The sequence below is a fragment of the Corynebacterium sp. KPL1814 genome (assembly GCF_000478175.1).
Taxonomy (GTDB): Bacteria; Actinomycetota; Actinomycetes; order Mycobacteriales; family Mycobacteriaceae; genus Corynebacterium.
This window is the reverse complement of sequence record NZ_KI515774.1, coordinates 418208-443760: the sequence shown is the minus strand read 5'-3', so window position 1 is coordinate 443760 and position 25553 is coordinate 418208. Positions and strand designations below refer to the sequence as shown.

General features: G+C 59.5%; 21 protein-coding genes. 2 read left to right on the top strand and 19 right to left on the bottom strand.

What is annotated here, in order from left to right; all coding sequences use genetic code 11:
• Positions 1-69: 69 nt before the first annotated feature.
• From ffh to HMPREF1257_RS01970, 16 genes are all read right to left on the bottom strand, one after another.
• Positions 70-1707, bottom strand: coding sequence for a signal recognition particle protein (ffh, locus tag HMPREF1257_RS02045; protein ID WP_023022929.1), 1638 nt, complete (start codon positions 1705-1707; stop codon positions 70-72).
• Between the two features lie 51 nt (positions 1708-1758).
• Complete coding sequence (locus tag HMPREF1257_RS02040; protein ID WP_023022931.1) at positions 1759-3891, bottom strand: [protein-PII] uridylyltransferase; 2133 nt, start codon at positions 3889-3891, stop codon at positions 1759-1761.
• A gap of 6 nt (positions 3892-3897) precedes the next feature.
• Positions 3898-4236, bottom strand: a complete 339-nt coding sequence (locus HMPREF1257_RS02035; RefSeq protein WP_023022932.1) for a P-II family nitrogen regulator — start codon at positions 4234-4236, stop codon at positions 3898-3900.
• Between the two features lie 228 nt (positions 4237-4464).
• Positions 4465-4833, bottom strand: a complete 369-nt coding sequence (locus tag HMPREF1257_RS02030) for a Na+/H+ antiporter subunit G (protein ID WP_005283678.1) — start codon at positions 4831-4833, stop codon at positions 4465-4467.
• A gap of 3 nt (positions 4834-4836) precedes the next feature.
• Entirely contained in the window at positions 4837-5127 is a 291-nt protein-coding gene (locus HMPREF1257_RS02025) for a cation:proton antiporter (protein ID WP_005278611.1), read from the bottom strand.
• Entirely contained in the window at positions 5124-5657 is a 534-nt protein-coding gene (locus HMPREF1257_RS02020) for a monovalent cation/H+ antiporter subunit E (protein WP_005278609.1), read from the bottom strand. The genes HMPREF1257_RS02025 and HMPREF1257_RS02020 overlap by 4 nt, the downstream gene beginning before the upstream one ends.
• Positions 5658-7199, bottom strand: coding sequence for a monovalent cation/H+ antiporter subunit D family protein (locus HMPREF1257_RS02015; RefSeq protein WP_023022935.1), 1542 nt, complete (start codon positions 7197-7199; stop codon positions 5658-5660).
• Positions 7199-7675, bottom strand: a complete 477-nt coding sequence (locus HMPREF1257_RS02010) for a sodium:proton antiporter (RefSeq protein ID WP_023022937.1) — start codon at positions 7673-7675, stop codon at positions 7199-7201. The genes HMPREF1257_RS02015 and HMPREF1257_RS02010 overlap by 1 nt, the downstream gene beginning before the upstream one ends.
• Positions 7675-10656 (bottom strand): DUF4040 family protein, encoded by a 2982-nt coding sequence (locus HMPREF1257_RS02005; RefSeq protein ID WP_023022939.1) that lies wholly within the window; start codon positions 10654-10656, stop codon positions 7675-7677. The genes HMPREF1257_RS02010 and HMPREF1257_RS02005 overlap by 1 nt, the downstream gene beginning before the upstream one ends.
• A 247-nt stretch (positions 10657-10903) precedes the next feature.
• Positions 10904-12967, bottom strand: a complete 2064-nt coding sequence (gene ftsY / locus HMPREF1257_RS02000) for a signal recognition particle-docking protein FtsY (RefSeq protein WP_023022941.1) — start codon at positions 12965-12967, stop codon at positions 10904-10906.
• Between the two features lie 54 nt (positions 12968-13021).
• On the bottom strand, positions 13022-16552 hold the full coding sequence (gene smc / locus HMPREF1257_RS01995; RefSeq protein WP_023022943.1) for a chromosome segregation protein SMC: 3531 nt from the start codon (positions 16550-16552) through the stop codon (positions 13022-13024).
• 57 nt (positions 16553-16609) lie between these two features.
• Positions 16610-16888 (bottom strand): acylphosphatase, encoded by a 279-nt coding sequence (locus HMPREF1257_RS01990; RefSeq protein ID WP_023022945.1) that lies wholly within the window; start codon positions 16886-16888, stop codon positions 16610-16612.
• A 30-nt stretch (positions 16889-16918) separates the two neighbouring features.
• Positions 16919-18421, bottom strand: coding sequence for a sodium:alanine symporter family protein (locus tag HMPREF1257_RS01985; protein ID WP_023022946.1), 1503 nt, complete (start codon positions 18419-18421; stop codon positions 16919-16921).
• A gap of 53 nt (positions 18422-18474) precedes the next feature.
• Entirely contained in the window at positions 18475-19290 is an 816-nt protein-coding gene (gene mutM, locus HMPREF1257_RS01980) for a bifunctional DNA-formamidopyrimidine glycosylase/DNA-(apurinic or apyrimidinic site) lyase (RefSeq protein ID WP_023022948.1), read from the bottom strand.
• A gap of 3 nt (positions 19291-19293) precedes the next feature.
• Positions 19294-20064 (bottom strand): ribonuclease III, encoded by a 771-nt coding sequence (gene rnc / locus HMPREF1257_RS01975; protein WP_023022950.1) that lies wholly within the window; start codon positions 20062-20064, stop codon positions 19294-19296.
• Positions 20061-20609: a DUF177 domain-containing protein gene (locus tag HMPREF1257_RS01970; protein WP_023022952.1), complete on the bottom strand. Its 549-nt coding sequence runs from the start codon at positions 20607-20609 to the stop codon at positions 20061-20063. The genes rnc and HMPREF1257_RS01970 overlap by 4 nt, the downstream gene beginning before the upstream one ends.
• A gap of 150 nt (positions 20610-20759) precedes the next feature.
• On the opposite strand from HMPREF1257_RS01970, the gene HMPREF1257_RS01965 reads away from it, so the two are divergent.
• Entirely contained in the window at positions 20760-21377 is a 618-nt protein-coding gene (locus tag HMPREF1257_RS01965; protein WP_023022954.1) for a hypothetical protein, read from the top strand.
• Positions 21378-21478: 101 nt separating this feature from the next.
• Here the strand turns inward: HMPREF1257_RS01965 and HMPREF1257_RS01960 are convergent, their stop codons facing one another.
• Complete coding sequence (locus HMPREF1257_RS01960) at positions 21479-22258, bottom strand: DivIVA domain-containing protein (RefSeq protein ID WP_034659126.1); 780 nt, start codon at positions 22256-22258, stop codon at positions 21479-21481.
• A gap of 239 nt (positions 22259-22497) precedes the next feature.
• Complete coding sequence (gene gdhA / locus HMPREF1257_RS01955) at positions 22498-23844, bottom strand: NADP-specific glutamate dehydrogenase (protein WP_023022958.1); 1347 nt, start codon at positions 23842-23844, stop codon at positions 22498-22500.
• A gap of 201 nt (positions 23845-24045) precedes the next feature.
• Between gdhA and HMPREF1257_RS01950 the strand changes: the two genes are divergently transcribed.
• On the top strand, positions 24046-25131 hold the full coding sequence (locus HMPREF1257_RS01950) for a glycerate kinase (RefSeq protein ID WP_023022960.1): 1086 nt from the start codon (positions 24046-24048) through the stop codon (positions 25129-25131).
• On the opposite strand, the gene HMPREF1257_RS01945 is transcribed toward HMPREF1257_RS01950, so the two are convergent.
• Entirely contained in the window at positions 25128-25526 is a 399-nt protein-coding gene (locus tag HMPREF1257_RS01945; RefSeq protein WP_023022961.1) for a hypothetical protein, read from the bottom strand. The two genes, HMPREF1257_RS01950 and HMPREF1257_RS01945, sit on opposite strands and share 4 nt — an antisense overlap.
• Positions 25527-25553: the final 27 nt, after the last annotated feature.

Sequence of the window (25553 nt, the reverse complement as noted above, 5' to 3'; positions counted from 1 at the left end):
GACGGCACGCACAAAGGTGGCCCATTACCTGTAAGCAATGGGCCACCTTTTATTTATGTCTCTGCGCGGCTACTTCTTGCCCTTGCCAAAGTTGAGGTTATCGAGGTCGATATTCTCCATGCCTTTGGGCATCTTGGGCATGCCGGGGATCTTTCCACCGCCGAGGCCGCCTGCACCGCCGCCTCCCATCTGCTGTTGCAGCTGCTGTAGCTCTTCCATCGACGGCATACCGCCGCCCATTCCTGGCATTCCGCCTGGCATCTTGGGCCCGCGGTTGCCGCCGCCACCCTTACCCTTCTTGCGCTTGCCGTTTTTGCCCTTGCGGCCTTTTGGCTTTTTCTTGGTGGCAGAACGTCCGCCACCGCCCATGCCAAATTGGCCGGCCATCTTGGACATCATCTTCTTGGCCTGATTGAAGCGCTCAATGAGCTGGTTGACCTCGGAAACGCTCACACCGGAACCATTGGCGATGCGCTTGCGGCGTGACGCGTTCAAAATCTTCGGGCTCTCGCGCTCTTCTGGGGTCATACCGCGGATGATGGCCTGGATGCGATCCAGCTGCTTTTCATCCACCATGGCGGCCATTTCATTCATCTGCTTGCCGCCAGGCATCATCTTCAGCAGGTTGCCAATCGGACCCATCTTGCGGATCATCAGCATCTGGTCCAAGAAGTCATTCAGCGTGAGCTCGCCAGAGCCCAGCTTGGAGGCTGCTTCTTCGGCCTTCTGGTGATCCAGGGTGGCTTCTGCCTGCTCAATGAGGGAGAGCAGGTCACCCATGCCCAGGATGCGGCTAGACATACGCTCTGGGTGGAAGACATCGAAATCATCGAGTTTCTCACCAGTAGAGGCATACAAAATCGGCTTGCCGGTCACCTCACGAATGGATAGCGCTGCACCACCGCGGGCGTCGCCATCCAGCTTCGTGAGAACCACGCCGGTAAAGTCCACGCCATCGCGGAAGGCCTCCGCCGTTTGCACGGCGTCTTGACCAATCATGGAGTCGATGACGAACAGGACTTCATCCGGGTTTACGGCATCGCGAATATTGCGCGCCTGCGTCATCAGGGTTTCATCAATGCCCAGGCGGCCGGCGGTATCGATAATGACCACATCGTGCTGCTTTTGCTTTGCTTCAGCAATACCGCGCTTGGCGACGTCCACCGGGTCCCCGTGCGAGGTGCCCATCTCGTGGTCATTGGAGTCCAGGGAGGTACCTGGGTCTGGAGCGAAGGTCGGAACTTCCGCGCGCTCGCCGACGATCTGCAGCTGCTGCACCGCTCCTGGGCGCTGCAAGTCACAGGCCACAAGCATGGGGGTGTGCCCCTGCTTCGTGAGGTGCTTGGCCAATTTACCCGCCAGGGTGGTTTTACCAGCACCCTGCAGGCCGGCCAGCATGATCACGGTCGGTGGGTTCTTAGCCAGGTTCAACCGGCGGGTTTCGCCGCCTAGGATCTCAATGAGCTCCTCATTGACGATCTTGACAACTTGTTGGGCGGGGTTGAGTGCCTCGGATACTTCCGCGCCGCGGGCGCGTTCCTTGATGCGCTTGATAAACCCGCGCACCACCGTCAGAGAAACGTCAGCTTCCAGCAATGCCAAACGAATCTCACGAGTCGTGGCGTTGATATCCGCCTCAGTTAATTTGCCCTTGCCGCGCAGGCCCGCCAGGGCTGACTGTAGGCGGTCTGATAGTGAGTCAAACACTACGGATGCGCTCCCTTAAATTAGATCGATCTAAAGTTCAATTATCCAATCTTAGTCCCTAGCCAGGGCCCTGGTCACATTCCCCACCACCTGGGCGCGAGAAACCGAAGCGCCAAAGAAAACGTGCACAATCATCGTGGCGCCCAAAATCTCATGGCGCAGCCACATAAACTCCGGCAATGACTCCACCAAATAACCCAATGCACCTATTCTCTCCACGGTGCGAATCTCTAAGATTCCGCCTACGTTAAAGGCTGCCGTCGTGGGCTCACCTGCGATATCGGGAAGCTCTGTGTACGTACGCGAATTATAGGACTGGATAAACCTATCCGGTTCCGCGGCCTCTGTGAGCGTCTTTTGCACGGTACGGATGACAAATTCCGCCTGATAGTCACCAGCATCACCGCGCACGAAATTGGCCCGCACGATGGTCCACCCCAAGGCGGAAATCAGCGCAAAAATGCGCTTAAACTCTGCCTTATTGGCACCAGACCACGGCACTGTGACCACTTCCTCTTGCCAATCGACCGCCAGGCCTACCCCGTAATCGTCCTGGGGAACGCGAACTAAAGGGTGGGTGACTATGCGAGGCTTATTCGCTTCCAAAGCGCGGGCCACGATAAGGCCCTGCGCCTGCGCGGTGCGGGCGGACCACACCCCAGGGCCCGTCGATAAGGCATCCGCCTTGGACAAGGTCGCAAGCAGCGAAATGGTCAATTGGTCATAATGGCAGACGTTTAATAGGGCATCGCGCGCGGCATCCGAGCGCGGATCCATCGTCGCCGCCAATCGCGCCAGGCTCGTATGCTCTGCCACCACGGTTTGCACGCGGGAGATATCTGCAAGGTTAAACCGCATGCGCGCGGCCTGCCGCGCCACCATCTCTGCTCCTACTTGCTCGTGCGGGCGGTCATGGCCCTTTCCCAAATCGTGATACAACGCAGCCAAGAGGAGGAGATCTGGGCGGGCCACCGATGTGCGCACCTCGGCGCAGCGCGTCACGGTGGCAACCAAGTGGTAGTCCACGGAATGCATGTGGCTGCGTTCCCTAGGAAGTAATCCGCGCACATGACCCCATTCGGGGACCAAGCGCTCCCACAGCCCATAGCGATCCAACTCGGCAATCACCCGTGGGGTATGAGATGGCGAAGACAAAATGGCGAAAAAGTCATCCACGGCCGCCCTCGGCCACCGCTCCGGCGGGGGCGGTAACTCCTGCAGCGCCCTCCATGTCATCGCAGAAACGGAATAACCCGTCCGCGCTGCGGCCGCCGCAACTCGGGTCAACAGCCATGGATCCCCACGATTGGGTGTGCGGGCTAGGGAGATCACGGCGCCATCGGCCACGACATCCACGTCAAGGGGCCTGCGCACACGGTCGCGCCCCTGCGCCGGACCAGCGCCCCGGCTACCCAAAACGCCGCGGGCAGTGGCCAAGCTACGCTCTACCGCTTCATCGACAGCAGAAGCCGCAGTAACCAATGCCGCCGTGAGCTCGTAGCGGCTGCTGAAGCCCAATTCATCAGCGACATCTGCGGCAAAGTCCGGATCCAAAATATCGCGGTGCCGGCGAGCCTTGACGTGCAGCAGGGTCCGTGCATCGAGTAACAACCGCCGCTCTTCTTCCAGCGCAGGAAGATCGCACAGATTTCCTAGGGCTAAAGCGCGCAGGAGCTGAATATCGCGCAATCCCCCGCGCCCGTTTTTTAAGTCCGGGTTAGTCATGGTGGCAACGGCGCCAGAACGGTTCCACCGTGCGATGGCGGTATCGACGAAGCGGTCAAACCCCCGCTGCAGCTGTCGACGCCACGCGTGTAGGAGGCGTTGACGGGCGTCATCGACAAGCGGCTTCTCGCCGGCGATATACGTCAGATCCAATTGTGCGAAGCCAGCCGAGGTGTCCTGCAAGGCTATTTCGGCGCACTCCTGCGGGGTACGCAGGGCGAAATCCAGCCGATACTTGGCATCCCACACCGGATACCATAAGTCCTCTACCAAGCGGGGATCTGGCTCGTAATCCTCCGGAAAGATCAAGATGACATCAATATCGGAATAGGGAGTCATCTCCTGCCTGGCTAAAGAGCCAGTTGCAGCTAGCGCCGTGTGCGGCGGCAGATCTAAATCCTGAAGCAGGCGCACCGCCGCGTCATAAGCCTCGCTGCGAAGAGCGGATGCTGCCACCATTTTTGCTTAAAGGGCGGTCTCGCCGCGCTCCCCGGTGCGGATACGGATGACGTCTTCTACCGGGGTAATCCAAATCTTGCCATCGCCAATCTTGCCGGTATAAGCGGCATCCACGATGGCGTCAATGAGCTCTTCCACCTGGTCATCAGCGGTCAAAACTTCTAGTTTCACCTTGGGTACAAAGTCCGTCGCGTATTCGGCGCCGCGGTAGACCTCGCTGTGCCCACTCTGTTGCCCAAAGCCCTGGCTTTCGGTCACTGTAAGGCCGTGTACATCCTGCTGTTTTAATGCCTCCCGGATATCCGGCAGAGTAAACGGCTTAACGATGGCGGTAATTAGTTTCATTTAATCCTCCTGAAGAAAAGTATAAGTCGGCGGCCAGGCGCGGCGCGGATATGCTGCGTTCTAGTCTAACCCCGCACAACTTCCGAATGTGCCCGAATTACAGTTGCAGCCGGTAAATTAAGGCTGGATCCGCTGCTGTACGCACCGCATCTGCCCAAAAGAAACGCGGGCCGTACATCCTCCATGGAGAAAGTACGAACCCGCGCTGCACACTAGGGAAGGATAACCCTAGATTTCGTCTTCATCAGCGTAGACGGTCTGAATTTTCTCATTATTGTGTTTGGCGTGTTTAACGTCAGTAACCGCAACACCGTAGATGGAACGCCCCAGGTAGAACGAACCCACCGAGCCGATAATCCAGACACCAAAGCACGCGATGAGGCCCTTGATAAGGAGGCCTAGTGAAAAGCCATCCTGCCCAAAATCCACCACTAGCTTGGCGAGGATGATAAGCGGCACCGCCAGCCCCACGGTCGGGCCCATCAGGTTGGCACGGGTCAAGGCATCCGGTGCGCGCCACAAGGAAACCACCGTTGCCACCACAAGGATGGTCGCCACAATGAGCAGAACCGAAGCAATAATCTCGTAAACAGCCATGACTTATCGCCGACCTTTCGAAATAATGCGGGCCATAGACAAGGTCGGCAAAATACCGGCCGCGATGGCGCCAATCAAGGCAATGTCATAGGCCAAGGGGGCATTGTTGATCATTGACCAGCCGAGGTACATGCAGATCATGCCGTAAAAGACGATGTCTGACATCACCGCGCGGGTGAGTTCATCGCGGGTGCGCAGCGCTAATAGCACCCCGCACCAGGCGGCCCCGCCCATGATGAACACGCACACTAGTACAACCCAACCGAATGGGGACAATGTTGCAAAATCAATCATCGGTCGGTCTCCTTCCTGCGTTGAATTTTCCGGGCGAGGTGCTTGGGCTTTTCGACGTCCGCCTGGCTCTCCGAAAGCGGAGTGTCCTCCGCCCGCGCGAGGTCCGGCGAGCGCATATAGCGACCCAGGGTATCCAAGGGGAATTCGTAGAAAGCCTCATCGAGCTCCGTCGTATCCCCTTGCCCAGGAACGCCATAGTCGATGCTCTTCACGCGCGGTGCCAAGTGCTCTTCCATATCGGCCAAGTCAGCCACAATCGCCGCAGGATCGGAACCCTGTACCGCTTGTACTAGCACGATGCGGGGCAAGCCCTTGCGCGGTGGTTCGCGCAGTCCCAACGACAGCGTGCCAGGGGTTGCGGTAATGGAAGAGGTGAACCAGAAAATCTCCCAGGCGCTGGTAACGCGCAGTGGATACCGGATGATCACCGGGTGGTATTCGTTATCGGGCTTAAATGCTGACATCGCCAGGGTGAACCCAGCAACGAAAATCTCCTTGATGAGCCAGAGTGCATAAGCTACGGCATGCATTTATCGGCCCTCCTGAATGTCATCGATATTAGGTAGTGCGGCTGAATCATCGCCCAAGATGGTGTCAGTATAAGCCGTCGTGTCCAGCAGTTGCTCGGCTGCGGTTTCCACCGCATCAATAACCACGCCGGAGAAAATGAACATGCCCAGCGAGACCAAGATGAGCGCTGCGGAAGGCGCCATCAGCTTCTTGCGGATGATGAGCTCATCTGGAACCTTGTCCGAGGGCAAATCGTGTCCCCAGAAGGCTTCGCGCCAGACGCGCAACATCGCCAAGAATGCGGCGAAGGAAGCGATGATGATGGCGGCAATAGCAATCCAGGCCCAAGCGCCGCCGTTGCGGGCGACCTCGAAGACAATCATGAGCTTGCCCCACATGCCGGAGAATGGCGGGAAGCCCACAACGGAGAAAGCACCAGCGGCAAAAATCCAGGCGATGATGGTATCGCGGCGCGCGAGGCCCGATAGCTTGGTCAAGTCACCCGTGCCGTAGGTCTCTTCGATGGCACCGGAAGCCAGGATCAACGAGCCAACGGTCACCATGTGGTGAATCGTGTACATGATACCGGCGGCCAGCGCGCGGCTCGGATCTTCCGACGTAAAGGCCAACATCACCAGGATGAACGGCATGCCGTTGAGCATCTGGTAACCCAGCACGCGGCGAATGGTCTTTTCGGTCAGACCGCCAAACGCACCGATCATCATAGAGATCAGCATGAGGACGATGATGAGCACGTTCCACCGCTGCTCAAGATCGAAAAGCTGCACGTACAGCCGGTAGAGCATGTACACAGCAACCTTCGTGTGCAGGCCGGAGAAAAGGCCCATCACCGCAGCCGACGTTCCTGGGTAGGTACGCGGCAGCCAGGACTGCACTGGGAAGACACCGGCCTTGGCGGTAATCGCGATGAGAATAATCCCCGCGGCGACGGTCACTGGGCCATTGCCGGCGGCAGCTCCCTGCAATGCAGCCAAGTTAACCGAGCCGGTGACGGAATAGATATAACCGACACCAACCACCAGCAGCGTGGAGGCGAAAAGGTTGACGAGGACGAACGCGCGACCAGCCGCCAGGCGTGACCACGTGCCGGACATGGTGATAAGGCCGTAGGACGGCAGCAGCATGACCTCGATGAACACGAAGAAGTTAAAGAGATCAGCGGTCAGCAGCGCACCGCACACACCGGTAATAAGAATCAGGGTGAGCGAAGGATAGTAACGAGATTTCGTCTCCCCTCCCACAATGGCGAACCAGTTAGCGCCAAAGGCCACGATCATCGTGGTGATGATCATCAGTGCGGAAAAGGCATCCGCTGCAAAAGGAATACCCACATTGCCTACGTAGAGGCCCACGGTATGCGCCACTACCCCATTATTCATGGTGTAGATCAACAGCCCCAGACCAGCAAAGACACCGACTCCGGGGATGATGAGCATGATCGCATCGCGGACAGCGCGCCACGGCGCCAGCAAGGCAAAAGCCGCGGCAATGAGCGGAATTGCCGGGAAAAGCGGAAGAAGTTGGGCTACAACATCAGCCATTATTTTTCATCCTCCTTCTTCCTATTTACCCCGCGCTCAGCCACGGGAGTGTCGTGGTCTACCCGGCCAATGCGATCGAGCTCATTCGCGGATTCTTCCAAGATCGCTCGGTTCTGGGCATCGCGGCCCAGGGTAGAAAATGCGTGGTCGATGGTGTTGTCATCGACGGGTTCCACCACATCGGTGTCATCGTTTTTGCCCATTGCCGCCATGGTCAACAGGATGGTCGAGGTTGCCATGGAAATAACAACGGCCGTCAGAACGAAAGCCTGCGGTAGCGGATCGGCCATCTGGTCGTGGGGGACTTCCGAAGGAAAGGACTCCCCTCGGTAGGAATACACGCCAGTGGCCAACAAGGTCAGGTTGGCACCGTGGCCGAATGCCATCATGCCCAATACAATGCGGACCAAGCCGCGTTGTTGAATGAGGTAGACGGCGCCACCGATGAGGATGGCGATAGTTAACGCGAGAATCATTACTTCTCCCCTCCTCGGTTGGCGTTAGAACGGCGACGTTGCTTTCTCTTTGTCTTTGCCTCTTTGGGGCTAAGCAAAGCGAGCGGATCCGTCGACGGGTTGATTGGGTCTGGATACGGATCGTCCGCATCCTCAACGGCAATGCGCGGCGTCGCCGGCAGGGCCGAGTCATCATCATGGATCCATGGAAGGTAGTCCCGCTCGGTACCAGGCCTGAGGTAACCGCCCAAGGCATTGATGGCCATCGTGAGCATACCCAACACTGCCAGGTAAATACCGAGGTCGAAGATGAGGGACGTCGTCCAGTGCTGGCCAAAGGCCTCACCGTGCAAGGCGGTGAGGAAACCACCATTGCCAAAGCCGTCGTGCCAGTAGCCAATAAAGCCTGCTAACAGTGCCGTAATAATGCCAATGCCGGTCAGGTGCACTGGGGTCATGCGGCCGAAGACAATTTCATCGGAGCCACGGGAAAGGTAGGTCAGCCCGATGGCCGCACCCATGATGAGCGCAGCGGGGAATCCACCGCCGGAGGAATTGTGCCCGCGGAAGAACACGATGACGGACATGATGATGAGCAAAGGAATGACAATATTGATTCCCTTGCGCAGCGGCACGGAGTTCAGCTGCGACTGGCCGAATGGCGCTGGGCGCGTGCCCGAGCTGAACGGGAAGCGCGGCAGCGTGGTGGTAATGGCTGCGATAACGACGGCGGCCATGCCCAGCACGGACAGCTCGCCCAAGGTATCGAGTGCACGGAATTCCACGATGATGGTGGCCACGACGTTATCGCCGCCCGTGATATCCGGTGCCTTGTCGAGGTACCACAGCGCCAGATCCGAGCGTTCGTGACGGCCCATCAGGCCCCAGACACCGAGGAAGGCCGCAATACCGGCCAATACGGCGATAACGATGGAGCCCACCTTGCGGGACTTATCCGTAACCGGTTGGAAGGTCTCCGGCAGGTAGCGCAGCACCATCATCATGACGACCACAGACAAGGCCTCCACCATGAACTGGGTGAGTGCCACGTCCGGTGCGCCCAAGAGGAACATCTGCAAGGTAACACCCGTACCCGCGATACCAATCATAACGGCGCCGGTAAGGCGGTTCTTGGTGCGAACCAGCCCGAATACGGACAACGCAACGATTCCCAAAGGCAGCAGGTCCCACGGGTTGTCGAGCCCATCGACACGCGGTTGCAGCGGTACACCGTCGACTCCCTCGCCGAACAAGGTAGTACCGGCGAGAACGATAACCACGATGACAATCGGGAGAATGTGACGGGACGGATTGTGGGAATCGGACATCTTGCCCAGTACTTGGCCGAGCTTGGCGCAGCCATCTTGCAGGCTTTGCAGGAGCTCGTTGCCGCTGCGCGGCATAAAGTTGCGCTCTTCGAAGGCCGGCCACATCTTCTTGCGGACAAAGATGCCCGCAATTCCGGCTACCAGCACGAGGATCGAGATGATGAATGGCACGTTGATTCCATGCCATAGCGAAAGGTGAGCATGCGTTTCCATGCCCACGGCACCAACGGCATGCTCCAGGGGTTTTTCGAAAATACCCAGGACAAAGACGAGCGGCAGGGACATAAAGCCCGGCAGCGCCGCAGGAAGCCACAGGGAAACTGGGGCTTCGTGGACATCGTCCATGGACCGTGGCCCATCGAAGAATGCGCCGAAGACGATCTTTGCAGAGTAGGTGAAGGTAAAGAAGGCACCGATACCTGCCACGATGAGCAAGATCGCTTGGCCTGCGCCGCCGATCGGGGCGTCCTCGAAGGCGGTGAGCATGCCTTCCTTGGACACAAAGCCCAGCAGCGGTGGTACCGCGGCCATGGATGCGGCGCCGATGACTACAGAGCCAAACGTCCACGGCATCTTGTTCCACAACGGGCCAAGGCGACGGATATCGCGCGAACCTGCTTCATGGTCAATGACACCGATGAGCATGAACAGCGAGGACTTGAAGAGCGCGTGTGCCAAGGTATGTACCAGTGCCGCCCCAATGGCGAAGGGAGTGCCGACACCGATGGTGGCGACAATCCAACCCAGGTGAGACACGGTGGAATAAGCGGTCAGCTTCTTCAGGTCCGTCTTTTGCACCGCGAATACTGCGGACATAACCGCCGTACCCATACCGACGACGATGAGCACCCAGTTCCACACCGCGACATCGTAAAAGATCGTGGAGAAGCGAATGAGCAAGTAGATGCCCGCCTTGACCACGGCCGCGGCGTGTAGGAACGCCGAGACTGGCGTAGCGGCAGCCATGGCTTCTGGCAGCCAGAAGTGGAATGGAAATTGAGCGGACTTGGTAAAGGCAGAAGCCGCGATAAGCACGGCAACGCTTGCGGTCACGCCCGGACGATCGTCCCATACCGAGGATGCGAGAATCTCAGAAATGGTGGTCGAGCCGGTGGTCACTGCGGCAATGCCCAATGCCGTCAATAGCGTAAGGCCACCGATAAACGTCAGGATGAGGGTGCGCTGGGAACCTGCCTCTCCCCCAGAGCCAGAGCGCGCAATGAGCATGAAAGAAGCCAAGGAGACAAGCTCCCAGGCGAGGAATAGGACTACAACGTCATTGGCCAGAACCAGCAACAAGATGGACAGCGTGAACGCCGTCATCAGTGTATAAAAGCTCGTATTTCCCTCGTTTTTAGGGAGATAGGCTGCCGAGTAGGTCAACACGACAGCGCCAATGACAAGAGCCAACATGGCGAAGAAGATGCTCAATGCATCTCCACGCAGAGCGAAACTTACGTCAACCCCCGGTGCAATAAAATCGCGTACCCAGGTGGCTTGGAAACTGAGTTCCTCCCCCGCTGCAATGGCAGAAAAATCCTTAGCAATGAGCACCGCTGCGATGAGAAAAAGGCCAGCTAATGGATAGCCCGCCTGTCGGTCCATGACCTTTACGGTTACCGGTGCCAAGATCACTGCCAATGCCGCAAGGAGGACAGCAAAAAGTAGCGTCACGAAATACTTGCCTCACGAACCTTGTCTTGGATTGGTGCGAATTTCGCACCGAATCACTAAATACAGCCCTACCAGATTACCATTGCTCACCAGCCCAATCCAGATCACAGTAAGCCACGGCTCCCCATGCTCGCGGGGCATACGTGCACGGCACATAGGCGAGCGAAAACTCCCCAGCACCCGTGGCTATCTCGCTTTTTCAGCAGCCGGGGTACTGGGGAGTTATCTAAGGCGGTTGAAGGAGTCCCTATTTCTCACCTAGCAAGGCATCAACAAATCCTTCGACTTCGAATGGAGCAAGATCATCGGCGCCCTCGCCCAAGCCCACAAGCTTGACTGGAACACCCAACTCCTCTTGTACCTGGAATACGATGCCGCCCTTAGCCGTGCCGTCCAGCTTGGTTAGTACGACGCCGGAGATGTCAACGACCTCGCGGAAAATCCGTGCTTGTGCCAGGCCGTTTTGGCCCACTGTGGCATCGAGAACCAAGAGAACCTCATCAACCTCGGTCTTCTTTTCTACAACGCGCTTGACCTTGCCCAGCTGATCCATCAGGTCGGTCGAGGTATGCAGGCGGCCGGCCGTATCAACCAAGACGACATCGACCTGCTGTTCCACACCAGTAGCCACGGCATCAAAGGCCACGGAGGCAGGGTCTGCGCCTTCCTTGCCGCGCACGGTTTCGGCGCCCACGCGGCGACCCCACGTTTCTAGCTGATCGGCTGCTGCGGCACGGAAGGTATCTGCCGCACCCAGCAAGACGCTGTGATCCATAGATACGAGGACGCGGGCGAGCTTACCGGTGGTGGTGGTCTTACCAGTGCCGTTGACGCCCACGACCATGACGATGGCCGGCTTGCCGTCGTTAGGCATCGCCCGAATGGAACGATCCATTTCTGGGTGGCAGGCCTCGATGAGGCATTCGCGCAGCATCGCACGCGCTTCTTCTTCGCTCGACACGCCACGCTCAGCGATCTTGTCACGCAGGGAATCGGTGACCTTCATCGTGGACTTGGTGCCAAGGTCCGCCATGATGAGCGTATCTTCGATTTCCTCCCAGGCGTCTTCATCCAGATCGCCGGCGGAAAGGATTCCCATCAGTCCTTGGCCGATGGCGTTCTGGGAACGAGAGAGGCGGCCGCGCAGTCGGCCGAGACGGCCTCCTGCAGGAGCGATGTCCTCGGTGGGCTGGCCCGCCGCAGCAGGTTTACCATCCGGTACTGGGGTTTGTTCCTTGGCAGCTTCTGCAGCATCCGTTTGTGCATCGGCTGCAGCCGCAGCTTCTTCGGCTTCCTCGTGGTTATCGACTCGTTCTTCGATGTGGTCTGCGTCTTTATCATCTACTACCGCGTCAAAGACCGGTGATTCGTCTTCTACCTCGGCGGCCTCGACGGATACAACGTCTTCTGGATCTTTATCTTCATGGTCCGGCTCGCCGCGGTGGTCTGCGCCTTCTGCTGCAGGTTTCTCGGCGGCAGCTGGGGCGGAGTTCTCACCGCCCTTTGCCTCTTTATCCTCTTCTTCCGCCTGGCCAGAAGTAGGTGCGGAAGCTTGCGCGGAATCCGGTTTATTAGATTGGTCCTCTGCCTGATCTGCAGGTTCCTTATCCGCATCATCTGCGGCAGCTGTCTTGTTGTCAACAGAGGCTGCAGCACCAGCGGCACCGACTCCCCCAGCTGCGGCCGCAGCGGCGGCGGCCGTGCCGGCAGCGCCCTTACCTTCAGCTTTATCTGCGGCAGGCTTATCCGCCGCAGGCTTATCCGCCGCAGGCTTGGACTCCGGTTCCGGAGTGGAAGCAGACTCGACCTTAGCCTCATCACCGGCGCCATCGGCGTCTGCAGGCTGCTCGGTTTCTGCGGGCTTCTTTGGCTGCTCACCGGCCGCAGGTTCTTGGCGCTGCGTTTCTTCCTGCTTGGCTGCCTTTTCGGGGGCAGCGTCTTTATCCTTAGCCGGCTTAGGTCGCTTGGTTGCCGGCGGCTCTTCACCATTGAGCTGGGCATTCGCGATATCGGTAGCACTCGGCTCCGACTGCTCCGAAAGTGCCGGCTGCTGCTCCTGCTTAGCTTGCTGCGGCTTTTCCTGCGCTACCTTCTCGGGTTCTTTCGAGCCCGCAGGAGCAAAGTTGAAGCCGGACTTGGCCTGGTAATTGCCGGACTTTTGCTCTTGGGTTAGCTGCTTGGGCTCTTCTTCCTTGGGTTTCTCGAATGAAACCTTCTTGGATTCACCGCGCTTTTTGCCGATTGCAATAAAGACGACAATCAGCACAATGACAACGATTGCTATGCCGATCCATAACCATAAAGAATTCATGCCTCTATAGTGCCAGCCTTTCGGGCTTGCGGCACATAAGGGAGGCGAAATCTTCTATTCCGTTGATTGCAGCCCATCACCTGATTGCGGCGCATCAACTCCAAGCCGCATCGCATCCTGGCTTGCTTGCTCGGCTCCCGGCGCGAGTCCGGCTGGATTCATGCGTTGGGAGATGACCCGGGTGATGCCGTCACCGCGCATGGTCACACCATAGAGGACGTTGGCCACATCCATGGTGGGCTTTTGGTGCGTGATGACAATGAGCTGGGAATCCTTCCGCAACTCCTCGAATAAGGCGATGAGCCGGCGCAGGTTGACATCATCAAGCGCTGCCTCGACCTCATCCATGACGTAGAACGGGCTGGGGCGTGCGCGGAAGATAGCCACGAGCATGGCCAGTGCGGTAAGGGATTTCTCGCCGCCGGAAAGCAGCGACAGGCGCTTGACCTTCTTACCGGGCGGGCGTGCTTCTACCTCGATGCCGGTGGTGAGCATGTCTTCTGGCTCGGTGAGGATCAGCCGGCCCTCTCCACCTGGGAAGAGGGTGTTGAATACCTTGGGAAACTCTGCTTCGACGTCCCGCCAGGCATCGGTAAACAGCTGCAGGATCTGCTTATCCACGTCCGAAATCACCCCGGCGAGATCCTGGCGGGCTTGGATGACATCGTCTAGCTGCGTAGACAGGTAGCTGTATCGCTCTTCCAGCGCCTTATATTCCTCAAGGGCCAAGGGGTTAACCTTGCCCAGCGAGTTCAGATCCTTTTCCGCCTGCTGCAGCCGCGACTTTTCCGCGCTGCGGTCAAAGTCTTCGCCCGGGGTGAAATCGCGCAGCAGGTCAGCGATGGCGATGCCCAGCTGCTCGCCAATCTTTTTCTCCGCTTCATCCAGGCGCACCTGCGCCTGCGAGCGCGCCAGTTCTGCTTCATGCGCCCGTGCGGTTAGCCGGTCGCTATTTTGGCGTGCGACCGATACCGCCTGCTTGGCTTGCTGCAATTGGGAATTTAAGGAGTTGCGCTCATGCAAAAACTCATCGCGCTCAGAGGTGGCGCGGGTTAAGAGTTGGTTGGCCCGCGCGGCCAAGTCCTGTGCGTGTCGCGCCACTGTAGCGGCCAATTGGCCCTGGGCCTTGCGGCGGGCCATGGCTTGTTCATGGCGGGCCTTCGCTTGGCGTTCGTGCTGGGCCTGGCGCCGCAGATTATCGGCCTTGCCGGCAACTTGGCCCACGCGCTCTTGCGCCGAGCGGGCGGCAACTTGGGCTTCCATTTCCATGGATTTTACTTCTTCGAGCGCAGCCGAGGCGGCATCCCTATCGGCAGACGAGGGCTCGTCTGGTTGATCGTCGGCGTCGACGCGGGCGAGCCTATCGCGGGCATCGGCAAGCTCCTGGTTAGCCTTCTGCAGCCGCACCTCAATCTCGGTGGCGCGCTGCGCGGACTTTTCCAGCTCCGCTTTATTGGCCTCGTACTGCTTTTCCAAGCGGTGGTGATCGCGCTTCCAGGCATCAACCTCGGTATCGTGCTCCCGCAATGCCGCCTTCGCAGACGCGGCCGTCACGCGGGCATCTTCGGCAGCAATCCTCGCTCCCTCCAGGGTGCCGGAGAGTTCGTGTAGTGCTTGATTGGCCTGCTCTAGCTCCTCTTCGGCCTCCGCGATGCGGGCGGTGACTTCCACGGTAGACGAGGACCCGGTACCGACCTCGACCCACCCTTCGCCAATGACGACGCCCGAAGCGGTCACGGCGCGCAGGCGCGGATCCTCGGAGACGAGGCGCCGGCCGTGGGCAAAATCGGGGACGAGGACGACATCGGCAAGCAGCCTGTGCAACGCCGCCGACACCGCAGGTTGGACCGATATGTGGTCCAGCAGCCAGGAGGTCTGCGGCGGCAAATCGGCATCGACGCGCCACGAGCTCGCAGGCGCGGTCGCCGCCGCATCCAACAGCGCCGAGCGCGGGCCCTTTTCCAAATCCGCAATCAACCCTTCGGTCAACTGCCCCGCCTGCGCCTCCGCAAAGGTGCCCAACGCGGCCGCAACCGCCGATTCATAGGTGGTGGAAATATACGCGGCCAATGGCTGGAATTCTTCGCCCACCTCGACCGACTCGGGGATGGTCTGGGACAGCGTATCGATGCGGGACCGCAGCGTATAGACAGTGCGCTCGCGCTCGCGCTGGGCATCGCGGAGCTGATCCAAGCGCTTATCGGCAGCGCCCGACTCGCTGGCGGCCCGCGTATGCGCCTCCTCCAAAGGCTGGCGCTCCGCAGCATAATTATCCAGCTTCTGCGCTACCTCAGCGGCTTCTGCCTGCGCATTCTGGGTGCGTCGCTGCAGCGAAGCCACGGCCTCTTCCTGCCGCGCCAACTCCTCTTCTGCGCTGGCCACCTGCCCCGCGGCCTTTTCCTCGGCGGCAAAAAGGCGCACCACGCCCTCGCGGCGGTCCGCAATGGCGCGCACCTGCGCCATATGTTCGTGCTCGGCGGCCTCAAATGCTTGCCGACGCTCCGCCACTTCCTCCCGGATGCTTTCTAACCGCTCCGCGGCTTCTTCTGCCGCTACCAGGAGCTCCTCGTGCTCCTCGTCCGCGCGCGTCGCCTTGGCCTCAAGATCATCCGGATCCTGGCCGGCATAGGCGACCTGGGACCCGGCGTTATCCGCCCGCTCCTCTGCGATTCGCTGGGTCGCCGCAATGCGCTCGGACAGGGTGGAGAGATCAAACCACAGTTTTTGGGCGGCTTCTGCCTGCGGGTTGACTTCCTCTAGCTGGGTTTCCAGCTCCATTTGGTGCTCGGTCGCCGCTTCGAGCTGCGCCGTGGTCTCTTCCACCTGGGTAGATAGGACCGTCGCGGTCTGCTCGGCAGCAGAAAGCTTCTGCCGCAAGCCGACGATGCGGTCTCCGGCCAGGCGCAGGCGCGCATCGCGCACATCCGCCTGCACCGTAGCCGCGCGCTGGGCGGCCTCCGCCTGCCGTGCCAGGGGTTTTAGCTGTTTTCCCAGCTCATCGGTCAAATCCTGCAGGCGGTCCAAATTAGCCTGCATGCCCGTAAGCTTGCGCTGGGCCTTTTCTTTGCGGCGGCGGTGTTTGAGGACACCTGCGGCTTCCTCGATATAGGAGCGGCGATCCTCGGGGCGCGACTCCAGGATTTCAGAAAGCTTGCCCTGCCCCACGATGATGTGCATCTCTCGGCCGATGCCGGAATCAGAAAGCAGTTCCTGGATATCCATCAACCGGGCCTTTGCCCCGTTGATTTCGTATTCGCTCGCGCCGTCGCGGAACATGCGGCGGGTCACAGAGACCTCGGAGTACTCGATGGGCAGGGCACCATCGGCATTATCGATGGTGAGTGTGACCTCGGCCCGGCCCAATTGCTTGCGGTCGCCAGCCCCAGCAAAGATGACGTCTTGCATCTTGCCGCCGCGCAGGGTCTTTGCGCTAGCCTCTCCCATGACCCACGCAAGGGCATCAACCACGTTGGACTTACCGGAACCATTCGGTCCGACGACGGCGCAGATGCCCGGCTCAAATTTGAGAGACGTCGCCGACGCGAATGACTTAAAGCCTTTGAGCGTCAGCGATTTCAGGTGCATTTTGGATAGTGTAGCAAGCCATTAAGACACGAGTTGCAGCCAGCATTGGGTTGGCTATTAGCGCTCCACAAAGCCGCTTTCGCCCTTCGCAGCCGCCCACTGCTCAACCACGAGATCGACGCTACCCGGACGGCGGGTGGTGCTTGGTTCCTCTTGCAACAGTTCCAAAAGCTTCTCGCACTCGGTGCGCGGTCCCTCAGCAACAACCTGCACGCGGCCATCTGCCAGGTTGGTTGCATGCCCAGCGAGGCCTAGTTCCAAGGCGCGCGAGCGCGTCCACCAGCGAAAGCCCACTCCTTGCACGTTGCCGTGCACAAAGGCGGTCATTCTTTCCATGTCACTGCACCTTCCTCATTAATAGCGATATTAATAGCGATCGGCCTCGCCGCGATCGCGCAAGATTCTGCGGTCAGCATCGCTGCGGCGGGTCACGGGGTCGGAGCCGTCCCAGCACTCCACACCGGGCACATCCGGAAGCATATCGCGGTGGAAGACCGGATCGACTCCCTTACTGCGCTGCTCGTTGAAGTTCTTCAGCAATTGGATGGCCACGCCGGATAGCGGGACGATAGCGATGATATTCAGGATCACCATCGTCGCGGCACCGGTATCCGCCAGGGCGAAGACCAAGGGCAAGGAGCCGACGGCACCGAACCAGACGAAGAACAGCACCACAAGGCGGAAGATATTCAGCACCGTTTTATTGGTGGTGAGGTATTCCAGGTTGGCTTCTGCCAAGTAGTAATTGCCCAAGATGGAAGAAAAGGCCAGGAAGAACAAGATGAAGCTGACGAAGTGAATGCCCCAGTGGCCAACCTCGGCGGACAAGGCCGCCTGGGTAAGGGAAACGCCCTCGGCCTCTTCGCCGTAGGCAACTTCCGGGCCGAGCAGGATCAGGAAGGCGGTAATGGTACAGACCACGATGGTGTCGAAGTACACGCCCAAGGTCTGCACCAAGCCCTGCTTTACCGGGTGGGAGACGGTGGCGGTAGCCGCCGCGTTAGGGGCAGAACCCTCGCCGGCCTCATTGGAAAACAGGCCGCGCTGGATGCCCTTCATCATCGCGGCGCCGATGCTCGCGCCGGCGATTTCCTTAAAGCCGAGCGCGTGGCCGATGATATCGCCCAGCATGCCCGGGACCTTGTCAAAGTTCGTAATGACCACGAAGCCGCCGATGAGCAGGTACGCCAGGGCCATAAACGGAACGACCACCTGGGTGATATTGGCAATGCGCTTTACGCCGCCAAAAATGATGAGGCCCGCGGCAATCGCGATGATGATGCCAATGATGGAGCCAAAGGTGGCATCGTCTTCGCGGCCGAAGGAAAAGGCCACGGCCTCAGCGATGGCGTTGGTCTGGAAGGAGTTATAGACCAAGCCGAAGGTAAAGACGATGGCGATAGAGAAAAGAACGCCGAGCGGGCCCCAGCCCAGCCCGCGCTTCATGTAGTAGGCCGGCCCGCCGCGGTACGTATCGCCATTGCGGACCTTCCACAGCTGCGCCAAGGTGGATTCCACAAAGGCGGTAGCGCCGCCGAGGAGGGCGATGATCCACATCCAGAAGACGGCACCAGGACCGCCCAGCGAAATGGCCACCGCGACGCCGGCCACGTTGCCGGTGCCCACGCGCGAGGCAGCAGAGATGGTAAATGCCTTAAATGCGGAGATTCCCCCGCTTCCTGCGCCCTCATCCTCATCGTCGGTTTTGGGGCGCTCGACCACAGCGCGCAGCATATCGGGCACCTTGCGGATCTGCACCACTGCGGTGCGCGCACCGAATAGAAGGCCCGCTCCAATGAGCAGCCAGGGCAGGATGTATGTCCACACGCCATCGTTAAATGTCGTGACGACATTTTCGAGAAATTCCATGCGGATTAATTTACTGCCTGAAGGTCTACAACGTGAACCTCACAGGTAAAGCACTATTGGCAGTGGGGGCAATAATGGCTCGAGCGGCCCCCGATGACGGAGCGCGCAATGAGCGAGCCGCAGCGGGAACATGGCTGGCCAGCACGGCCATAGGCCGCAAGCGAGCGCGCAAAATAGCCGGATTCACCGTTGACGTTGACGTACAAAGAATCAAAGCTCGTTCCCCCCGCTTTGAGGGCGGCAGACATCACGGTCTGTGCCGCGGCCAATAGCGCCACGGCATCTTTCTGCCGCAGTGCCGAAGCCTTCTTGCGCGGTGAAATGCGCGCTGCCCACAGCGCTTCATCGGCGTAGATATTGCCAATGCCAGATACCAACGTTTGATCCAATAGCGCCGTCTTTACCGCGGTTTTCTTCTGCCGCAGGCGGCGCGCGGCGCTGGCGATATCAAAATCGGGTTCCAGAGGGTCCAAACCGATATGCGAGATCGTGGACCACGGCGCATACAGCCAGTATCCAAAGGTGCGCTGATCCACAAAGTGCAGCTCGGTGCCATCGCTGAGCCCTACCGTGATGCGGCGATGCGGCGAATCGGTAGGGCCGATGCGCAGTTGGCCCGACATGCCTAAGTGAATAAAAAGCACGTCGCGGTGGCTATCCATCGGGTCCTCCCCCACGAATTCCAGCCACATGAATTTGCCGCGACGGGCGACCGCTGCGATTTCCTTACCCACTACAAGGCCCGCTAGCGGTTCATCTTGGCCGCGGTTCGCCCGCGGATGCGCAATGTCTACCGCCGTAATCTCTTTGCCCACGACGTAGCTTTCCACCCCGCGGCGCACCGATTCTACTTCGGGCAATTCTGGCATTAGTTAGACTTCTTTATGGGCGGTCCCTTGCACCAGCAACGGGGTTTCGCGCAGGGTTTGGCATGCCTCTTGCGCGGCCTGCTGCTCCGCTAATTTCTTATTATGGCCCTGCCCATGGCCCACGGTCAGCCCAGCGACGGTGGCAACCGCGCTGAAGGTTTGATCGTGTTCTGGGCCGGTAGCGGTAGCCGAATAGACCGGCATGGGCGCCTTCAGCTCGGCGCACAGCTCTTGCAAGGTGGTCTTCCAGTCCAAGTGGCGGCCACTAACGGAGGCATTATCGATCTTTTCCGCGAATAGGCGCAAGATCACATCGCGGGCGGTTTCAAAGCCGTGCTCGCGATAAATGGCACCGAAAATCGCCTCGGTGGTATCCGCAAGGATGGAATCCTTATCGCGCCCACCGGTGGACTGTTCGCCCTTGCCCAGCAGAATATGCGGGCCCAGGTTGATTTCACGCGCGATATCGGAAAGCCCATAGCGCGAGACGATGGACGCACGCATCTTCGAGATATCGGATTCGGGGCGCGATGGATACGTCACGTATAGCTTCGCCGCCACCGATAGACCCAAGACGGCATCGCCCAAGAACTCGAGGCGCTCATTATTAGGCAGGTGCCCGTTTTCATTAGCAAAAGAACGGTGCGTCAGCGCCAAGCGCAGGTTTTCCGGTTCAAGGGAAACACCGAGCGATTCCAAAAGCGGGGTGTGATCGACCGCCGCAAAGGTGGCCTCCCATGCCTCTTGCCCGGTTAGCTTCTTCTTGCGGCTCATAGGAATTTCTCCAGACCTGCCCAGCGCGGGTCTATCTTTTCCTCTTCCTCTTCTTCCCCGGAGATTCCGGTGGTCACGCCCTCGGGGGTCTGGATATCGCAGCCGTCTTCGCAGACGGGGGCGAAGGGAAGATTCAGGCCTGCTTCATCGATAACCGCCTGGAGTAGATCCAGTTCATCGTCCTGGATTTCGGGGATTTCATCGCCCGAACCGGCATCGTCGGATTCGGCTTCGTCGCCGCTGACAAAGGACTCATCGGCGGCGAAGACCTGGGTCACGTGCAGGTCTAGCTGCGGGTGGAGCTCTTTTAAGCAGCGCGCACATTCGCCCGTGAGGACACCGGAGATATCCGCATCAACCAGCACTCCTGAGCCCAACGGGGTCAGGGTCGCGGCAACGGTGAGATCTTCGCCCTTGGGGATGGCGATCATTTCCACGCCGATCCTTTCCGGTGCAGGGCCCGTCTGGGTGCGTTGTTCCGGCATTGCGTCAGCGCCTTGGGCGTTTAATAATTCGCCCACTTCGAACTTCAATGGAGATGTCATAACAGTTGGTAGTCTACCCTGCCTCGCAAACTCCGCGTAGTTGCTGGCACGACCGCATTTTCTGGCAAGAAACTGAAGGTTCGGGCATAAAGCGCTATGGCTTGCCGGTTTTCCCTTTCCTGCAGGCCGCGGCGGCCTTAGCCTGAAGGCATGACTTACAACTTGGCCGCGGCCTCAGGAGATTTGAGCGCTATCGCTCCTAGATTCGGAGTGTTGTGCTGCCTTCCCGCCACCTTCTTAGTCATCTCTGGGGCAGTCCTCCATCGCCTGCCCAAGGCTAACCACTCTGGCATCTACGGCGACAAGGGCCTGCGCCTTTCCTCCGCCCTCATCCTCAGCATGTGCGCCGGGCTTATCGCCGGCGCGATTTTGGTCATCCCCTCCGGCCTCGACCTCACGGTGCTTACCGGCGCCCTTGTATTTTCTGCCAGCGCCGCCGCCATCACGTGGCTCTCGCGCGAAGCCCTTGCCTGCGCGTTGCTTAGCGTCGGCGCCATGTTCCTTACCACCGGCGCGGTCATTAGTCTTAGCGCGATGTTCTTCCCTCAAGACTTTATGAACGGTTCGGTGACCTCGCTCTCGTCCTACTTCACTACGGCCTTGGTCACCTTCCTCTTCCCCGGCTTGGTCAGCGCGGGAATCGTCGCCTTCGTGGCGGTCCAGAGCCAGCGCCCTCACCCTGCTACGAATGCTGCTGAGGCCACGCTTGCCGATGCCCCCTCATCATCCCCCGCCCCGCGCTACTCCAACTCGCGCAGCTCGGTCTAGCCTCCGACAGGCACAATAAGTCCTGCTACACGGTGACGCGATTTTCGCGAATATCCCGTGCAGCAGGACTTTTTAAGCGTCGTGCCTTGTAACTTGAGCCTTTAGCGCTCGGTATAACGGCGATCGTAGCCGTCGTCTGCGCCATAACGTGCAGCACCGGTACCACCGGTAGCACCACCGCGGGAGGACCCAGCGTTAGGGGAAGGCAAGTAATCGCCGCCGCGAGAGCGCACGCCAGCCCCACCGCGCAGGGCGGAACGATCGGAGTTTACGGTGCGCAGCAGTCCGCTAAGAGAGCTTTCAAATTCGCTGAGCTTGCTATCTACAAAGTCATCGCATTCCGTGCGCAGCCGGTTAGATTCGGTGTATGCGGTTTCCACGATCCGGTTGGCTTCTTCATTGGCGCGGCGGACGACTTCAGACTCGGAGACCAACCGCTCTTGTTCCTGGCGGCCTTCCGCCACCGAGCGTTCATATTCCTCGTTGGCCTGAGCAATGGTGCGGTCTGCATCTGCCCGGGCTTGCTCCACGGTGTTTTGAGCGCGCGCCTCAGCATCGGCCACCAGCCGCTGGGCATGTTCTTCTGCCTGCGCGACCGTGGTATCGGCCTCTTGGCGCGCCTGATTCACCATGTCGGTGGCCTCCGCAGACGCCTCATTAATGGTGTTATCCGCGCGCTCTTCGGCGCCGCGGATAATCTCGTCTTGCTTGTCTAAAACGTCCTGCGCATCGTCGATTTCTACAGGTAGCGCGTTGCGTAGGTCATCGAGAAGCGCCAGCATCTCATGGCGGGGGACCAAGCAATTGGAGGTCATGGGAAAGCCAGAAGCCTGCTCCAAATGCTGAACTAATTCATCAAGGGATTCAAAGACACGGTACATGCTGGGAATTCTACAACGCAGGACCTCCATTGTGTGGAGGGCGCGCCTTGGGTTCTCAGGCCGGGGCAAGGAAGGCTAAAGCTCTCCGAGTTCGATTCGCTTCCCGTGTTCGTTTAACCTATTTTCCCTCCACATACCCGCGGCACTGGCGCACACGGCCGCCGTATCCTCGCAGCAATGCAGAAACTCCCCACCTCTCCGCGAGTACGGAGAAATGGGGAGCCGTGGTTTATGGGAGTTTAGATAACGCCCTGTGCCAGCATGGCGTCAGCCACCTTCTTGAAGCCGGCGATATTGGAGCCAGCCACGTAATCGCCTTCACGGTCGTATTCCTTGGCCGTGTTGTCGATGTTCTTGAAGATGTTGCTCATGATGCCACGCAGGCGGTCATCGGTGTACTCGAAGGACCAAGAGTCGCGGGAAGCGTTCTGCTGCATCTCCAGTGCGGAGGTTGCCACACCACCGGCGTTGGCAGCCTTGCCGGGGGCGAAGTTGATCTTGGAGTCCTGGAATACGTGTACTGCATCCGGGGTAGACGGCATGTTAGCGCCCTCTGCAACGTAGCGAACGCCGCCCTCGACGAGCTTCTTAGCGGATTCGCCATCGAGCTCGTTCTGGGTTGCACACGGCAGTGCAACGTCAGCCTGCACATCCCAGATGTTGCCACCCTCGTGGAACTCCACGCCGTTGCCAGCTTCCTTGGCGTAGGTGGAGATGCGCTCGCGGCGCACTTCCTTGACATCGCGAAGCAGGTCAACATCCACGCCGTTCGGGGTGGTGATGTAGCCGGAGGAGTCAGACATGGCAACCACGGTAGCGCCGAGTTCCTGTGCCTTTGCGGCGGCGTAGATGGCAACGTTACCGGAGCCGGACACGATAACCTTGGCGCCGTCGAAGGACTCGCCGTGGGTCTTCATCATTTCTTCGGTGATGTAGACGGCACCGAAACCGGTGGCCTCGGTACGCACCAAGGAACCGCCCCAGGTCAGACCCTTGCCGGTCAGGACGCCGGACTCGTGCTGGGTGGTCAGGCGGCGGAACTGGCCGAAGAGGAAGCCGATTTCGCGGCCGCCGACGCCAATATCGCCGGCAGGAACATCGCGGTACTCGCCGATGTGGCGGTGCAGCTCGGTCATGAAGGACTGGCAGAAGCGCATAACTTCCTGCTCAGACTTGCCCTTCGGGTCAAAGTCGGAGCCACCCTTGCCGCCACCGATGGGCAGGCCGGTCAGGGAGTTCTTAAAGATCTGCTCAAAGCCCAAGAACTTAATAATACCCAGGTTTACCGAGGGGTGGAAACGCAGACCACCCTTGTACGGGCCGAGCGCGGAGTTGAACTGCACACGGAAGCCGCGGTTGACCTGCACCTCGCCGTTGTCATCAACCCATGGGACGCGGAAGATGAGCTGGCGCTCCGGCTCGCACAGGCGCTCAACCAGACCGTAGTCTGCGTAGTGTGGGTCCTTATCCAGGACGATCTTGAGGGAATCCAGCACCTCGGACACCGCCTGGTGGAATTCCGGCTCGCCGGCGTTACGCTTGAGTAGCTTGTCGTAGTACTCAGAAATCTGGCTATCAACAGACATAGTGTATAAATCCCATTCTCGTGGAGTTTGACTAGCAGGAACCAGTTTCCTATCAATCTACCGATAATGCAAGTACAATTATTTCTCACTCCCCCGCTTATCCGCTTTTACCTGCGACGATAAAGGTAAATATTTTCTGTAGAACGTTCGGATTCCTAGTAAAAAGCCGCCGCACGGGTCGCGGGCTTTATAATCGCGGGCATGCATATTGTTGTCGCGCCAGACTCTTTTAAAGGTACCGCTTCCGCCACGGAAGCCGCAGCCGGAATCGCCAACGGGATCCGCCAGCACTACCCCAACGCCACCGTCACCACCTTGCCCATGGCCGATGGCGGCGAAGGCACCGCCCAGGTGCTGGCCCAGGCCGCCGCGGCGGGCGGGCAAGAAACTCAAACCATTACCCTGCCCACGACGGATGCGGTGGGGCGCTTGACCGAGGCGCAGTATTTCCTTGCTGGGCACACGGCATTCATCGACGTCGCCGCCGCCACCGGGCTGCCCGCGGTCCGCGACGCCCTCGATCCCCTCCACGCGGATTCTTATGGCACGGGCGTGCTGCTTGCCGATGCCCAATCCCGCGGCGCCACCTCCATCGTGCTCGGCCTTGGCGGCACGGCCAGCATCGACGGCGGCATGGGCATCCTTGCAGCCCTTGGCGCCGCCGCCCACGACAAACGCGGCTATGCCCTACCCAAGGGCGGTGCCCCGCTGGTGCAGCTCGATTCCATCGATACCGCGCAATTAAATATCAAAGCGGGCATGGTTGATTTCACGCTCTTGGCCGATACCCGGGCTATGGCCATGCAGGCTGCCACCATGTACGGACCCCAAAAGGGCGCGGAAGGCGAACAAGTAGCCCTGCTTGCCGGGGCACTTCTCCAAATGTGCAAGGTCACCGGCACGGATCCGGAAACGGAATTTACCGGTGCCGCCGGCGGCATTCCCATCGGCCTTACTTGGCTTTCGCGTACTCTGTGGGGCACCGATGAGCACGCCCGCGTCGTTTCTGGCGGGGCCCATGTGGCGAAGGCCCTCGGCCTCCCAGAAGCCATTTCTCAGGCGGACCTCGTCATCACCGGCGAAGGCGCCTTTGATGAGCAATCCTTAACCGGCAAGGTCGCCGGCACCGTTGCGGACTTGGCGGCGGAGACCTCTACCCCCGTCGGCATCATTGCCGGGGCCATCAACCGGGACACCGAGCACTTCACCGCGGAGCTAGACCAAGAAGGTGGAATGCCGGAGCAGCTGGCTAGGGCCGCCCGGGACATCGTCAAGCAGCTGGGCTAAGGGCGAATCTCGACCGTCCACGGAAAGATGGCGGGGCGCTCATGCGCTAATTCATCTTCTAATAGCACGTGATCCTTGGGCAATACGGCGTGCGGCGTGAGCAAACGCGACAACACCATAGCCAGCTGGTTCACGGATCCGGTCGCCCCCTCCACCGCGATGTTATAGCGGTGTGCGTGTGCGCCTTCCAAATCGCGCTCTTCATGTTCATCGCGGTAATTTTGCTGCAGCTGTTCCTCCAGCCCCTCAGGGAATCGGGGATCTGCTGGGCGAGTAACCTCGGCGGAGGTAAGCGATCCGCCCGCTACCAGCTTATCGGTGGCAGTGGTAAAAATTTCCTCCACGCGGTCCGCTTGCTCATCTGGAACCAATACATCGAATTGAATAGTCGGCATATAGCTGACCCTACCCTAACCAAAGGG

What these genes read in the sequence shown, in the direction of transcription:
- rnc (WP_023022950.1), bottom strand. Translation starts at nt 20,064, where the DNA reads ATGAGCCGCAAGAAGAAGCTAACCGGGCAAGAGGCATGGGAGGCCACC.
- HMPREF1257_RS02025 (WP_005278611.1), bottom strand. Translation starts at nt 5,127, where the DNA reads ATGATTGATTTTGCAACATTGTCCCCATTCGGTTGGGTTGTACTAGTG.
- gdhA (WP_023022958.1), bottom strand. Translation starts at nt 23,844, where the DNA reads ATGTCTGTTGATAGCCAGATTTCTGAGTACTACGACAAGCTACTCAAG.
- HMPREF1257_RS02010 (WP_023022937.1), bottom strand. Translation starts at nt 7,675, where the DNA reads ATGATTCTCGCGTTAACTATCGCCATCCTCATCGGTGGCGCCGTCTAC.
- HMPREF1257_RS01960 (WP_034659126.1), bottom strand. Translation starts at nt 22,258, where the DNA reads ATGTACCGTGTCTTTGAATCCCTTGATGAATTAGTTCAGCATTTGGAG.
- HMPREF1257_RS01990 (WP_023022945.1), bottom strand. Translation starts at nt 16,888, where the DNA reads ATGGAAAGAATGACCGCCTTTGTGCACGGCAACGTGCAAGGAGTGGGC.
- mutM (WP_023022948.1), bottom strand. Translation starts at nt 19,290, where the DNA reads ATGCCAGAATTGCCCGAAGTAGAATCGGTGCGCCGCGGGGTGGAAAGC.
- HMPREF1257_RS02020 (WP_005278609.1), bottom strand. Translation starts at nt 5,657, where the DNA reads ATGCATGCCGTAGCTTATGCACTCTGGCTCATCAAGGAGATTTTCGTT.
- HMPREF1257_RS01970 (WP_023022952.1), bottom strand. Translation starts at nt 20,609, where the DNA reads ATGACATCTCCATTGAAGTTCGAAGTGGGCGAATTATTAAACGCCCAA.
- smc (WP_023022943.1), bottom strand. Translation starts at nt 16,552, where the DNA reads ATGCACCTGAAATCGCTGACGCTCAAAGGCTTTAAGTCATTCGCGTCG.
- ftsY (WP_023022941.1), bottom strand. Translation starts at nt 12,967, where the DNA reads ATGAATTCTTTATGGTTATGGATCGGCATAGCAATCGTTGTCATTGTG.
- HMPREF1257_RS01965 (WP_023022954.1), top strand. Translation starts at nt 20,760, where the DNA reads ATGACTTACAACTTGGCCGCGGCCTCAGGAGATTTGAGCGCTATCGCT.
- HMPREF1257_RS02035 (WP_023022932.1), bottom strand. Translation starts at nt 4,236, where the DNA reads ATGAAACTAATTACCGCCATCGTTAAGCCGTTTACTCTGCCGGATATC.
- HMPREF1257_RS02030 (WP_005283678.1), bottom strand. Translation starts at nt 4,833, where the DNA reads ATGGCTGTTTACGAGATTATTGCTTCGGTTCTGCTCATTGTGGCGACC.
- HMPREF1257_RS01950 (WP_023022960.1), top strand. Translation starts at nt 24,046, where the DNA reads ATGCATATTGTTGTCGCGCCAGACTCTTTTAAAGGTACCGCTTCCGCC.
- HMPREF1257_RS01985 (WP_023022946.1), bottom strand. Translation starts at nt 18,421, where the DNA reads ATGGAATTTCTCGAAAATGTCGTCACGACATTTAACGATGGCGTGTGG.
- HMPREF1257_RS01945 (WP_023022961.1), bottom strand. Translation starts at nt 25,526, where the DNA reads ATGCCGACTATTCAATTCGATGTATTGGTTCCAGATGAGCAAGCGGAC.
- HMPREF1257_RS02015 (WP_023022935.1), bottom strand. Translation starts at nt 7,199, where the DNA reads ATGGCTGATGTTGTAGCCCAACTTCTTCCGCTTTTCCCGGCAATTCCG.
- HMPREF1257_RS02040 (WP_023022931.1), bottom strand. Translation starts at nt 3,891, where the DNA reads ATGGTGGCAGCATCCGCTCTTCGCAGCGAGGCTTATGACGCGGCGGTG.